Raw genomic sequence first — 13204 nt, 5'->3', positions numbered from 1 at the left:
AAAAAAGTGCGCTTAAAGATATAATGACGAAAAAAAGATGCCTTTTACCTTTTTATAGATAGAGTCGAACTGGGATATGGGCAGCGGGTTAACTCCGTTCCCAAGTTCAATAGTAAACCCTGGCTTTTCAAATTGCTGGATAAACCAATCCTTATAGCCAGCATGACTATCAATATAGCGGATCGATTCATATCCGCTCAGCTCAGTAAATTCCTGGGCTAGTTGTTCAGCCTCACTAGGTTCTTTGCCCTCATACCCCCAGTAAAACTCTTCTCCCTGCGTGTGAAAGCACAGCAGCCTGTCAATGTGGGTGCTATTAGCCAGTTCAGCCATCGCTATTGCCTCAGGCTCACTTAAAGGTCTATTACCTGGATAGTCACGGGAAGCTGGTTTTTTCGGAATCTTTCTCTCTTTTTCAATTTCCCAATTTGCTGGAAATTGATTATTTAAGTCTATTCCCCTTATATTAGCTTTCCAATCTGTAAAATCTGTCTTTCCTCCATTTAGTTCAATCAATTCTTGTGACAGATTGTCAGGAGGTCCGCTTAAAACGAGGTCGACACCATCTGGATTAACCATTGGTACAATCGTTAGTTCAGCCTTACTATAAAGCTGGGATGCGGGAATCCCCATTATACTTTGGCCATTTGCAAGTAATAATAAGTAATGGTTTAGAAGTCTCATAAGAATAGCAGTTGTAATCCATTCATTGGCATGGAAAGAAGCATTAATATGAACCTTCAGCTTTCCCTTTCCCACCTTGATTTCCTGAATCGGTTTTCCAAGTACACTTTCACCGATTTGGCGAACTTTTATAAACGGAAAAATCTCCTGCAGCCTGCTTATATGCCGGGTTAGTACATCTGATTTATACTTTTGTTTTCCGTTAATTGTAAAGGAGTTAATCCTTCGAGGCAGATTAATGCTTTCACCGGCATTAAGACCCGACTCCGCCTTTTCCTGATTTAATAAAATTAAAGCGTCAACTGGGAGACTTTTATACTTTGCTAATTTCCACAAAGTATCCGTCTGTCTTACTTTATAAGTTTCTGATTCATATCCAGGTATTACAACCTCCTGGCTTTCCTTAAGATCTGAAGAATTTAATTTTTCATTAGCGTCAGCTATTAGCTCGGCTGACACCGTAAATAACTGGCTGTATAACTCAAATGAGTCGCCTCGGCGTATTTTTACTCTCATTTCCCTCCTCCTCTCACTTCATCATTATCATTATGATAAATTTCGGAAAAGATAACCTTATGTTAAAAATACGATGGAACAAAGGCCGTATACTGCTACATAACTGCCGCTCTGGAAATACACTACGCTAGTGTTGCACCTATAAATGAATAGGAATCATGATTGAAGCGAAGGGCAGTCGACTCCTCAAAAATGCCTTCGCATTTTTTTCGTGCGGGTTAACTCGAGGATGCCTTATCAATATCCTGCAGGAAAGCAACAGCTGAAGACCCTGCAGGAAGCAGTTTCTTGTTGCCCGCGGAAAGCGATTGCCTGAAGCGAGGTCAACGCTGCTCTGTTCTGTCATATTATTTTTCAAAACTAGGTTGAAAGTTATAACTTCTCTAAAGTTTTAAAAAATAATTACCTTGTAAACCTTTTAGTCACCTATTAGCATTTAGATATAATTTATGACACCTAAGAATTAGGCATTAATTCACATGCAATTTCGAGCCATTAAACCACTAAAAGTACAAAAAAGCGATGTAATTCATAGGTTAAATTACATCGCCAATAATAATGTTCTTTTTTTTCCCTTAACCAACCTACTAAAAGAATACACAAGCTTCATTTATCATTCTTCATTTATTTCCTGAAGCTCATCTTGCTCATAAAACCGAAGCAAATCTCCATAAATAATTTTATCAGAGTACTCAAGCTCGGTTTTTGCCTTTTCCATATAAGGATCACAAGCGGAAACATCTGCTGGTTCTCCGGTCGCTTTTTCGTAACAGGTGTCTCTCGTATATAGATAATCTTTGGTTATGAAACTTCCGTCACGCAGAACTGTAAATTCCAATCGATCATCGGCCAGAAGGTCAGCACCAAACTCAAAATCTTCCTTAGTATCAACCCCAAGTAAATGAAGTATTGTTGGTTTTAAGTCAATTTGTCCAGATACCGTGGGGATCACTTTGCCCTGTTGCCCCGGTATATGAATAATTAACGGTACCCGCTGAAGTTGAGTGCTTACGAACGGGGTAACCTCAGTACCAAGGAACTCTCCCATTGCCTTATTATGATTTTCAGAAATACCATAATGGTCACCATAAATGATAATAATTGAATCTTCATAGAGACCCTCATCTTTTAATTTTTCAATAAAAAGCTTTATCGCTTCGTCTGTGTACCGCACAGTTGGGAAGTAATTATTGACTGTTTTATTATCAGAAGTATACGGTTCTATAAGACTGTCTTCTTCTCCAAGTTCAAATGGAAAGTGGTTAGTTAGGGTAATGAATTTCGCATAGAAAGGCTCAGGCATTTCTTTTAAGTGCTGAACTGACTGGTCAAAAAAGTCAATATCTTTCATCCCCCAGCCAATCGAGTTTTCTTCGCTAATCTTATAATCAGGCATAGAATAAAATCGCTCATACCCTAATGATTTATACATGATATCACGGTTCCAGAAACTTTTGTTGTTTGCATGGAGTGAAGCTGTAAAATAACCAATTTTATTTAGTATATCCGGTGTGGCATTGTATTCATTTCCAGAGTGTGTAAAAAAGACGGCTCCCCTGCTTAAAGGGTAAAGAGAGTTTTCTACAACAAATTCAGAATCCGAAGTTTTCCCTTGCCCCGTTTGATGGTAAAAGTTATTAAAATAGTAGCTTTCTTTGATAAAGTCGTTTAAAAAAGGGGTAATCTCCTGCCCATTTACTGTTTCATTTATTACGAAGCTTTGCGTTGATTCTAACGATATAAGAATTACGTTCTTATTCTTTGCTATGCCGAACAAGTCTGGATTAGGCTGCTGATGATTAGCACGTATATAGTTATCTATATCAGCCAGCTCACTTCCGTCTGCCAATGCGCGCTGGGCCGATGATTTGGATTGTAGAAATATATCATAAATGTGATAGTTATATGTGCCAATATTTTTAACAAGCATTTCTCTGTCAAAAGTACGTGTTAGTAACTGTGGGCGTTCAGTCTCTACCAGCCCAAGGTTAAAGAAAGCAAGTGCCAGGGCTATCAAGAAATATGTCCGCCGGTTTACTTTGGAATATTGTCGGTATCCTATATGCTGTGGCATAAATTTAATGATGGCTGCTAAAGCGATAAAATCTGCAAAGTAAAATAAATCCACAAGATTAACAAGTTCATTAACACTGCTGCCTAAATCACTCATATTGCTCGTTTGAAAAAGAACTGGGACTGTCAGAAAATCATTAAAGAACCGGTAGAAAACAACATTTGCATAAAGAACAGCTGATATGATAAAACTGCTGATCAGTATAAGCCTAGTTTGGTTTTTCTTTTTCATAAAAAGGCTGATTCCAAAAATGAGCATTAAAAAGCTGAGCGGATTAATAAACAGAATAAGCTCCTGTTTCCAATTTTCAATTTTTATATCAAAACTAGTTTTATAGACAATATATGTTTTAAGCCATAGCAAAACTGTTGCAAAGGCAATCAGTGGTATTTTTGACCAGCCAGACTTATCCATCATGTTCCCTCCCTAATTTACGTAACGGGGATTTTACCTGAAAATAATGTAAAAAGTTTTTAGAGTAATCTTGTGATTATTTCAAATTCAAATTCTCCCCATAAACACTGGTAAATATATCCGTTTTAATGATCCTATGTATTAGACGATTGACCCATATAAAAGTTTCAAGTTTACCCATATTCAGAAAAGTAAGTCTATTTAAAAAGCGTTATTATTGTTAAATTCAAATAGATTCAGCAATATAATTAAAGCAGCCAAAAAAAGACAGGAACCCCCCTTAGCTAGCTGAGACTTCCTGTCTACTCCACCCATTAAAGGCTGAGTTTATTTTTCACAAGCCATGCAGCACCAATTACACCTGCATCGTTTCCAAGAGTAGCTAGACCTAGTTCAGTCGATTTCGCTACTCTTGGAAAAGCGAATTTTAAAAAGTTCATCCGTACACGGTCCAGCAAAAGGTTTCCCGCTTTAGATACACCACCACCAATAATAATGCTATTCGGATTTAGTGTATTGGCTAAATTAGCGAGGGCCAGTCCAAGATGGAAGGCAACTTCTTCTATAACACGCAATGCATCCTGATCATGTTTTCGAGCCAAGTCAAAGATATCTTTTGCTGACACCTTGTTGTTTCGTTTAAATATTGCAGCGAGCTCTGTTTCACGGTTACTGGACTGGATGGCCTGTGCCGCTATGCGGACAATCCCAGTGGCAGAAGCCACCGTTTCCAAACAGCCTGTTTTGCCGCAATTGCATTTAAATCCTCCATTTGGCACAGAAGTAATATGCCCGATTTCTCCAGCTGCACCGCTTTTACCATGTACTATACTTCCATTTGTAATAATGCCGCCGCCAACTCCGGTTCCTAGAGTTACACAGACGAGATCCTTTGCTTCGTTCCCTGCACCCTTCCACATTTCGCCAAGGGCTGCACAGTTCGCATCATTATCAATAATTACTGGGAGAGATGTCTCAGCCTCCATTATATTTTGGAGTGGGTATTCTTCTTTCCAGCCAAGATTTACCGCTCCATAAATAATACCTGTTTCAAGATTAACTGGCCCTGGAGCCCCCATACCTACTCCGAGTACTCCACCTTTCGGGTGTCCAAGAAATTCGAGTTGTTCATCAATCGATTTAGCAATGTTCGTTACGATGTTTTTTCCTTCTTTAGAAGTATCGGTTGTTATTTCCCATTTTTCGATAATTTCCCCATATAAATTGATAAAAGCCAGCTTTGTCGTTGTCCCCCCAAGGTCGACACCAACCAACCATTTTTCCGTCATACTTCATTTCACCTTTCCCGTCTGTTTCTTTGTCTCTTCTCTTTTTCGATTCGAATTTCACGTCGCAGTACCATTAAGGCTGTTTGGAATTCTATTGTCTCAATTAATCTAGCCTCGTGAAGATCCTTTATTTCTGACTCCATCATCTCTAAGTCAGAAACTCTGTCACCGATATAAACAATCGTTCCATATTTTATTAAAAGTTTCTGTATATCATATATGCTTTTCAAATTAACCTTCCCTCACTACTAGTAAATAAAAGCAAGCTATGTTGCCTTCACTTAGTATAGTGTACAAGGCGATTCTCCTCAAGTAAACATGAAGCTATCCTTCCGCTTTTTCTAAAGATTACTTATCTATCAGGATCCTGTGGATTAAGTACTTTAGGGCGCTTATTTTTCAAAGGGATAGGGGCACGTATTAAAACATCAGCAAACCCTCTTGGGCTGAACGGTATAAAAGGCCACATATATGGAACTCCAAATGACTTCATTCTTGAAAGCAGGATGATCATTACAACAATGCCGATTACAAATCCATAAACATTAAATAAGGCTGTTGCAACAAGCAAAAGGATCCTTACAATACGGTTGGCTAAGCTTAGCTCATAGCTTGGAGTTGCAAAGGTACCTATGGCAGCCATTGCCAAATATAAAATAACTTCATTTGTTAAGAGCCCTACTTCCACTGCAACCTGTCCAATCATTAATGCAGCAATAAGCCCAAGTGCTGTTGCTAAAGCTGTAGGCGTATGGATCGCCGCCATCCTTAACATATCAATTCCTATCTCAACGATAAGAAATTGCAGCAATAGCGGTACTTTACCATCTTCGTTCGGGCCGATATATGCAAACTGTTCGGGCAAGAGATTTGGTTCAACCGCAAACAGGTACCATAACGGCAGCAGGAAAATCGATGCCCAAACAGCAATATAGCGAACAAATCTTAAGTATGCACCCACCACAGGTTTATTTCGGTACTCTTCCGCATGCTGAAGATGATGCCAAAATGTGGTGGGAGTGATCAGAACGCTCGGGGAGCCATCTACAATTATACAAATATGTCCTTCATAAAGGTGTGTGGCTGCTGTATCGGGACGCTCCGTATAACGGACAACTGGAAATGGGTTCCAATGCTGGCCGCCAATAAATTCTTCAATCGTTTTTTCAGCCATCGGAATGCCGTCGGTATCAATCTTTGCGAGTGAATCCTTCATTTCTTGTACCATAGCTGGGTCAGCGATATCCTCAATATAACAAACCGCTATATCGGTTTTCGAACGTCGGCCAACTTGCATATACTCGATCCGAAATGTCCGGTCTCGAATCCTTCTTCTCGTCAGTGCAGTATTGAATACAAGAGTCTCGACAAATCCATCCCTGGAGCCTCTGACTACTCTCTCTGTATCAGGCTCCTCTGGTCCCCGAGCTGGATATGTTCTCGCATCAATCAGAATAACCTCATCTACCCCATCGACAACAAGGGCAGTAGGTCCGGCCAGCACTGCATCTACAACTTTATCAAGGTCATTGGTTGTTTCCACCTCGACATAAGGAATAAATGATTTGACAAGTTTTTTTAATGTATCAGAGTGAATATCCTCTTCCTTCAGCTTGATGAAAATCTTCATGAGATGCAGAAGAATATCATCTTTTACAAAGCCATCAACAAAATAAAAAGCCATTTCTCTGCCCGCATGTTCTGCGTCGAGCTGAATTACATCAAAGCTTTTCTCGACTCCAAGCTCTGTCCGTAAATAACTTATATTATCTTTTAATGATGATTTTACTAGATTTTTAGGCTGTTCCATTTTACACCTCTTAAAGCTGCTTTATTCCGTCTCGAATTTCGACTATCCACATCATAGCCATTCATTGGTAAAAACATACTTTTTAGCGGCATTTACTCAGACTACCTGGCATAACTATCAATAAAGGACAGCCTGTTGATTTAAATTATTTTAAAAAGAGGGTTTTTATGAGAAAGTACATGTTAGTTTTTGTGATAGCACTCGGAATTTCCATTTCACCAATTTTAATGAAAGAATTCAATCTTGAAAGTAAAGAAAGTATTATCTTTTTCCCTATTCATCCAAGCATCTCATACACCAAAGCAATCACTGAACTCACTTTGCTTGATCATACAGAAGACAATTCACATTCAGTGAACTGGAAGATCTCTTCCAATCTAGAACAGGAGGCCTACCTTCGTCAGGATATTGGATTTTTGTTTAAAAATGGACGTTTAGCGGGAAAGTTAGGACCGTGGAAACAAGAAACAAAAGAGATAAGCCAAGAACAGATAATAAAAAGCAAAGAGAGTGGAGTGTATGATGCGATCTCTTTTCATTATTCAGAAATCCATAATAAAGAGGAAGACATCTTCAGTTCACAAAAAATGTCATCCGACCGATTGTATATAATAGATTCTTCGTTCAGCCCGCTTGCCTCCTTCCGAACGGCTCACACAAAGGTGGAATTGGAATGGAAAACTGTATTAGACAGAGTTTTTAAATCCCGAAACGAGCAAAATCTGCTAAAGGCACTTAAAGTACATGGAGTTGATAGGAATAACTATGTACCATTGTTATTGACTGAACTGCCTCAATATGAACAAAAACCCATTCCTGGCTATAACCGCAAAAATTCCGATATCATAATTGGCAATCTATGGGAGGGCTTGTATAAAAATTATTTCCAGGGAATTAAAAAGACGGATGGCACGGTAATCGCTCCTGATTACAGTACCATTCCGCTAATTATGATTTCAAAGAAGAAGCCTGAACTGCTGATTTTCACAGAAACAAAAGATGGAGAATCGATTATGCTCCGTCAGCTTCTCCCAAAAAACCGTTAATTCTGTTTAGCAGATCCTGATATTCTTTATTATCGGGCTCTAATTGAATAGCATTTTTGCTATATATAAGTGCTTGGTCAGGATTACTTTGTTCCAAATAAACAAGCGCTAAATTGTATTGTGCTTCATGAAACTCCGGATCCAGCTCAATAACTTTATGAAGATGACTCCGGGCCTCGTCCAGATTGCCAAGCTTTATCTCTGTAAAGGAGAGGAGAAACAGAACTTCTTCAGATTCATTCTCTTCTTCCAAGTAACTAGTAAGCAGACGGTAAGCATCATCGTACCGCTCCTCTTGGATGTGCTGCTGAGCCAAAACTAAAATCGACTGCCTATCGACCATTTTGGTAGTGTCTCCATATCCATAGGATAGAGACCAACTTACTATAGCTGCTACCCCCAGCGTAAATAATAGCTGGATTAGCAATCTCCTTTTCCTAGGAAAATGGACAACCCCAGCAGCAGCAAATCCTCCTGCCAGACCTCCAATGTGTCCCGCATTATCAATCCCCGGTATAGTAAAGCCAAACACCAGGTTAATGCCTATTACAATCAATATGTTCATACCCATTGTCCTGAAAAAGAGCCTCGGATGGATAACCCCGAAATATAACAATGCACCAAAACATCCGAAAATGGCTCCGCTGGCTCCTGCTGACAGGTGAGGGCTGAATATAAAGCTTGCAAGTGAACCCGAAAACCCAGCGAACAAATAGATCAGTAAAAAACGACCGCTTCCATACAGCCTTTCAACCAATGGCCCAAGGTAAAATAAGGCTATTGTATTCATCAAGAGATGCAGTAATCCGATATGAAGAACGATCGGAGTAAAAAATCGCCACCATTCTCCTTCCAGAATTAGTGGATTAAATTTGGCACCATACTTAATTAGTGTCGATGTATTAGTGCTTCCACCGTTCATTTCAAGCCATAGGAACATAGCAATCTGGATAAAAATAAATACATATGTTAAAAAGGGTTTACCAAACTCAAAAATCGATTTTTCCTCTTTTGCTTTATTCAAGGCATAGGTCAAGGCAGAATTTTTCATCCTGTCCACATCTTCACTCGTATATTCATCTTGTATAGTAAAAGAAACAGTTTCGTTAAATAAGCGGGCAATTTTTTCGTGCTCAGCAACAATGTTACTTTGAGCTATTATGAGGGAAGAAACCTCAACTTTCCCCTTAGGACCCTGATAAGGTTTAGCAATTATTGGTTCATAATCGTCAACAGGGGGAAAAGGCGTCACATATATGTTCATAACCTTCAACTGCCTTTTAAGCAGCTTCTTTCTGATTCTATCCCCATTAGCAGCTGTCAGCTCAATGTCTCTTTGCAGCCAATTGCTCCAATCTAAGTTATATTGAAAAAGCCTAATGATTTGGGCAGATTTATCTTCTGTTTTTTCAAGCCATAATTCCTTCTGGTCTTTTGATACTTGCAAAATTCGATACTGTTTAGTTTTTATAAAAAAATCAGCCAACCGCCAAAATGTATAATCCTCTGTAAAACTCAACCGATTCCCTTCTTTCTGTATATGGGCTATTCAAACAACCCCGTAACGCATATCAGTAGGCAGGTCATTTTATAGTGTGTATGTTCGGTATTCTTTCCTGTCAAATCCATTATAAACGAAATAGTGTTTTGTTCGATAATAATGTGTTCGCTGGGTCTGTCCTCCCCAAAATAAAACCTGCCCTCTAGTTGAGCAAAAATAAAAAGACCCTGAAAGGTCTTTTTATCGAATATCCTGAGGTCCGGAGAACACAGACTGCATCATTTTATTCCTTAATCCTGGAATTCCCATTAAGGAACCAACAAACCTCTGGCGCACCCATGTATTCCCAAGCACTCCATTCATTAATCTGTAGCGGTTTTGATAAGCGTAATAACCTGCAGCGCCTACTAGAAAGTAGGAAGTCATTCTTCTTAACATCTGCATCCCTCCTACAATCTTATGTTTCTATTCAGACTGAGACTTTATCCGTATATTATTTTTCCTTTTCTAACCTTTTATTTTATTGTAAGGCTTTTATTAATGCTTAAGGTTGATAATTCAATGCAGCCACTTTTCGCGGACAATATGCAGGCTCGGGATTTTAAATCCCATGTGCTAAAAAGCCAAGTCCCCTAGGCCTGGCTTCATTTGTTATAACTAACTTTTCTGATTGAAAACCGGAGTCATTATGTCCTTTAAAACATCAACAGAATGAGAAAACCTTGACTGCTCATCTTCACTTAATTCCAGTTCGATAATCTCCCGAATCCCATAACGGTTTACAATGGCCGGAACCCCAATAAATAGGTCCCTATGCCCATACTCACCGGATAAATAAGTCGAAACCGTTAAAATTGAATTTTGATTCTGCAGAATCGCTTTTGTTAGCCGAACGAGTCCCATGGCAATCCCGTAATAAGTCGCACCTTTTCGCTCAATTATATGATAAGCTGCATCCCGTACGTTTAAAAATATATTATCTAAATCTTTCTGGCTGTATTGTTCCTTCTCTTTAATCATTTTAGAAATAAGTTTCCCGCCAATGTCAGCATGACTCCAAACAGGCAATTCAGTATCCCCGTGCTCCCCAATAATATAGGCATGAACATTTCGTGTATCTACATTAAAGTAATCCCCGAGCAGAAATCTGAATCTAGCTGTATCCAGTATGGTTCCTGACCCTATCACCCGTTCTTTAGGAAGGCCGGAGAATTTCCACACAGCGTATGTCAATATATCAACAGGGTTCGTTGCAACAAGAAAGATACCATCGAAGCCACTAGCCATAACATCCTCAACGATCGCCTTAAAAATTTTTGTGTTTTTTTCTACAAGGTCTAGCCTTGTTTCACCAGGCTTCTGATTTGCCCCCGCACAAAGAACAACAAGGTCTGCATGCTCACAGTCAGAATAGTCGCCAAACCAAATTTTTGTTGGTGATGGAGCAAAGGGCATTCCATGATTCAAATCCATCGCGTCACCTTCTGATTTCTCTTTGTTTAGATCAATGAGAACCAGTTCTTCAGCAACACCCTGGTTTAGCATCGCAAAGGCATAGCTTGATCCGACAGCACCAGTGCCAATTAGAATGACTCTATTAACCCGGCTTTTCATCATATTTTCCTCCCCAAAGTTTCTGTCTTTAACAGATTCCCCAATTTATTGATGTTCATTCTGTTCATGTTTCAAGCAAATCAATAGATCCATGCTAAACAAAGGTTAAACTACATTCATAAAGCGGGCGGTTTAATGAATGATTTATTAAGTATTAAAAGCAGCTGCAAAAAAGGCTCTCAATTAACATTGTACAATTATCCACAAAATAAGAAATATGATTTCCACCCATGTAAACGCCATCTTTATGGACGATTTGTTACAAAACATTCAGAAAGATAAAATGCGCTATTGCTGCAGGAATCACACTTGACAAAAAATTAACCATGTCATTGTTTATCCATTTCCTCCCGCTTATTAAACGAGTTGGCTGGCTGCAGTGAATGGCACGCTCGGTGTTTAGAGAGCAGACTCTGCATTTGAAGGAACCTTGAACAAATGCTCCAAGCCACGTATCAATGAAACACCCCGTGAACCCCAAGAAAAATATGATCAGAAGATGTGTAGGAGCTAAAACAAAAAGAACACCAGCTGCCACGGTAACTGCTAAAGAACCGGCAGCAGCAGCCAAAGTGCCCTCCACTGTTACTGCTCCAGACGTACCTGCTTCAACTTTTTTAAAATTCCGAACCGAAATTGGAGCTTTTCCAACCATCGTGCCAATTTCAGAAGCCCATGTATCGGCATTAACACTTGAAATAAGGACAGCAATGACAGGCACCCAAACTTGATCTGGGTAAAAGAAAGCTAAGAAGCCTACACCTGCAGCCGCCCCACCATTAGCGACAACCTGAGTCCAATCACGCTCTGATCCTTTAGCATGAATTTCCTTTAAGTAGGCCTTCTTCTTTTGTTTAAATTTGCTTAAAAGGCTTGATGAAACAAAAAATATTCCAAGCAAAATAAGGCCCTTTATTCCAAAGCCCAATGCAACCCCAGTCCCGACTGCAATAGATGCCACCATTCCAGAAAAATTCAAAAATTTCACGAAAAATCCTAGCGTTGCAGAGAACAAAATAAAAATTAATAAAAGAGTTTCACTTAATCCCAAGTGGTATTACCCCATTCGGAAATTATTTTTGCAACTGGAATATCATGAGGTTCAATTGGGAGGTCTGGTCTGATTTGTTCCAAAAAAGCTAAAGCTATGGTATCCCCCTTAAAATGACTTAAGTATCTGTCATAATAGCCTCCTCCGAAACCAAGGCGGAATCCTTCCATTGTAAAAGCAAGGCCAGGCACAACAATTAAGTCTATTTGTTCGGGAACAACTTCTTCGGTTTGTGTCTCTATTGGTTCAAATAGACCATAGTATACCGACTCTAGCTCAGAAAACCTTGATAATGTTCTAAATGTCATTTTTTTGTCTTTTGGAAAGCATTTTGGGACCACCACTCGTTTCCCTTCTTCCCAGCCTTTTCTGATTATCTGCATAGTATCAACTTCTGGAGGACGAGATATGGTAATCCCGATCGTTTTTGCTTTTTTCCAGAGAACGTCCTGATAAAGAGAGGTCGCTATCTGATAGGATTTATCTTCATACTCGGGACGGGCTAACTGAGCTAGCTGCTGTTTCATTTCCTGGCGAATCAGCTGTTTTTTATTCATAGACTTTCCTCCAGTGAGAATTGATAACATATTTTAACTGTATCATTACTCCAATTAAAGTTGAACATGTAATTTAAAACAAAAGCGCAGGCGCCCGTTAAGCGACGTATGGACTGGAGCACATCGACGGAGATAAAGGAAAACACGAAGAGGCGAACGCGATTCGATGTTGACTTATCTTAAGGAGGTGGGCGAAGTACACTAGTCGCTGGGCGCTGGAGCTGGATGATAAACAAAAGCCCAAGCCGCCCGGAAGCAACGTTTGGGGTGAAGCCCAATCAATGAGTAGAGGCGATTCGATGGTTAGTTATGTAGGAGGTATGTAGGCTACACTAGTCGCTGGAGCTGATGCAGACAATGCACAAGATTATCCTTAACTTGAAACCTTTTATAGTTTCTTAAACAATAAAAAAAACAGCAGGAAAATTCCCGCTGCTTATTTCGTTTCACGGTGCGCAGTAGCACGTTTGTCTCTTGGGCAATACTTTTTCAGCTCAAGACGATCAGGGTTATTACGTTTATTTTTTTTAGAAATATAGTTACGTTCTCCACACTCTGTGCAAGCTAGCGTAATATTAACACGCATGTTGTTTCCCTCCAAACTCAAAATGCTCATTCGTTCATACGACTTTTCTATAATACCACTTT

General features: G+C 39.5%; 12 protein-coding genes. 1 reads left to right on the top strand and 11 read right to left on the bottom strand.

Translation table 11 applies throughout. The features are described from left to right. Positions 1-12 precede the first annotated feature (12 nt). The 5 genes from HRJ06_RS16850 to HRJ06_RS16830 all read right to left on the bottom strand — a co-directional run bounded on the left by HRJ06_RS16850 (position 13) and on the right by HRJ06_RS16830 (position 6787). A complete protein-coding gene (locus HRJ06_RS16850; protein WP_174734132.1) occupies positions 13-1200 on the bottom strand; it encodes a M14 family metallopeptidase in 1188 nt (395 codons plus the stop codon). 613 nt (positions 1201-1813) lie between these two features. After that, positions 1814-3688 carry an LTA synthase family protein gene (locus tag HRJ06_RS16845; protein ID WP_174734238.1) on the bottom strand — a complete coding sequence of 625 codons (1875 nt, stop codon included), beginning with the start codon at positions 3686-3688 and terminating at the stop codon, positions 1814-1816. Between the two features lie 314 nt (positions 3689-4002). Continuing rightward, positions 4003-4977 carry an ROK family glucokinase gene (locus HRJ06_RS16840; RefSeq protein ID WP_174734131.1) on the bottom strand — a complete coding sequence of 325 codons (975 nt, stop codon included), beginning with the start codon at positions 4975-4977 and terminating at the stop codon, positions 4003-4005. A gap of 8 nt (positions 4978-4985) precedes the next feature. Then, on the bottom strand, positions 4986-5207 hold the full coding sequence (locus tag HRJ06_RS16835; RefSeq protein ID WP_174734130.1) for a YqgQ family protein: 222 nt from the start codon (positions 5205-5207) through the stop codon (positions 4986-4988). Between the two features lie 122 nt (positions 5208-5329). Further along, the gene (locus HRJ06_RS16830; RefSeq protein WP_174734129.1) at positions 5330-6787 is read right to left on the bottom strand and encodes a spore germination protein; all 1458 of its coding nucleotides are present in this window, start codon (positions 6785-6787) and stop codon (positions 5330-5332) included. A gap of 167 nt (positions 6788-6954) precedes the next feature. On the opposite strand from HRJ06_RS16830, the gene HRJ06_RS16825 reads away from it, so the two are divergent. Next, a complete protein-coding gene (locus tag HRJ06_RS16825) occupies positions 6955-7833 on the top strand; it encodes a hypothetical protein (RefSeq protein ID WP_174734128.1) in 879 nt (292 codons plus the stop codon). Here the strand turns inward: HRJ06_RS16825 and HRJ06_RS16820 are convergent. The 6 genes from HRJ06_RS16820 to rpmG form a co-directional block, all read right to left on the bottom strand. Further along, a complete protein-coding gene (locus tag HRJ06_RS16820; RefSeq protein ID WP_174734127.1) occupies positions 7799-9352 on the bottom strand; it encodes a rhomboid family protein in 1554 nt (517 codons plus the stop codon). The two genes, HRJ06_RS16825 and HRJ06_RS16820, sit on opposite strands and share 35 nt — an antisense overlap. 222 nt (positions 9353-9574) lie before the next feature. Then, positions 9575-9772, bottom strand: coding sequence for a hypothetical protein (locus tag HRJ06_RS16815; RefSeq protein ID WP_174734126.1), 198 nt, complete (start codon positions 9770-9772; stop codon positions 9575-9577). A gap of 219 nt (positions 9773-9991) precedes the next feature. Further along, positions 9992-10948 carry an L-lactate dehydrogenase gene (locus HRJ06_RS16810; RefSeq protein ID WP_174734237.1) on the bottom strand — a complete coding sequence of 319 codons (957 nt, stop codon included), beginning with the start codon at positions 10946-10948 and terminating at the stop codon, positions 9992-9994. Positions 10949-11207: 259 nt separating this feature from the next. After that, on the bottom strand, positions 11208-11999 hold the full coding sequence (locus HRJ06_RS16805; protein ID WP_174734125.1) for a DUF92 domain-containing protein: 792 nt from the start codon (positions 11997-11999) through the stop codon (positions 11208-11210). Further along, positions 11990-12556 carry a 5-formyltetrahydrofolate cyclo-ligase gene (locus HRJ06_RS16800; RefSeq protein WP_174734124.1) on the bottom strand — a complete coding sequence of 189 codons (567 nt, stop codon included), beginning with the start codon at positions 12554-12556 and terminating at the stop codon, positions 11990-11992. Before HRJ06_RS16800 ends, HRJ06_RS16805 begins: the two co-directional genes overlap by 10 nt. 436 nt (positions 12557-12992) lie before the next feature. Then, a complete protein-coding gene (gene rpmG / locus HRJ06_RS16795) occupies positions 12993-13142 on the bottom strand; it encodes a 50S ribosomal protein L33 (protein ID WP_174734123.1) in 150 nt (49 codons plus the stop codon). Between the last annotated feature and the right edge of the window lie 62 nt (positions 13143-13204).

This window comes from Mesobacillus harenae, assembly GCF_013343715.1.
Taxonomy (GTDB): Bacteria; Bacillota; Bacilli; order Bacillales; family Cytobacillaceae; genus Mesobacillus_A; species Mesobacillus_A harenae.
This window is presented reverse-complemented; position numbering and strand designations above follow the sequence as displayed.

Bases quoted from the DNA above. Each gene is read 5' to 3' on its own strand.
- HRJ06_RS16840 (WP_174734131.1), bottom strand. From the start codon at position 4,977: ATGACGGAAAAATGGTTGGTTGGTGTCGACCTTGGGGGGACAACGACA.
- HRJ06_RS16815 (WP_174734126.1), bottom strand. From the start codon at position 9,772: ATGTTAAGAAGAATGACTTCCTACTTTCTAGTAGGCGCTGCAGGTTAT.
- HRJ06_RS16825 (WP_174734128.1), top strand. From the start codon at position 6,955: ATGAGAAAGTACATGTTAGTTTTTGTGATAGCACTCGGAATTTCCATT.
- HRJ06_RS16830 (WP_174734129.1), bottom strand. From the start codon at position 6,787: ATGGAACAGCCTAAAAATCTAGTAAAATCATCATTAAAAGATAATATA.
- HRJ06_RS16800 (WP_174734124.1), bottom strand. From the start codon at position 12,556: ATGAATAAAAAACAGCTGATTCGCCAGGAAATGAAACAGCAGCTAGCT.
- HRJ06_RS16810 (WP_174734237.1), bottom strand. From the start codon at position 10,948: ATGAAAAGCCGGGTTAATAGAGTCATTCTAATTGGCACTGGTGCTGTC.
- rpmG (WP_174734123.1), bottom strand. From the start codon at position 13,142: ATGCGTGTTAATATTACGCTAGCTTGCACAGAGTGTGGAGAACGTAAC.
- HRJ06_RS16845 (WP_174734238.1), bottom strand. From the start codon at position 3,688: ATGGATAAGTCTGGCTGGTCAAAAATACCACTGATTGCCTTTGCAACA.
- HRJ06_RS16850 (WP_174734132.1), bottom strand. From the start codon at position 1,200: ATGAGAGTAAAAATACGCCGAGGCGACTCATTTGAGTTATACAGCCAG.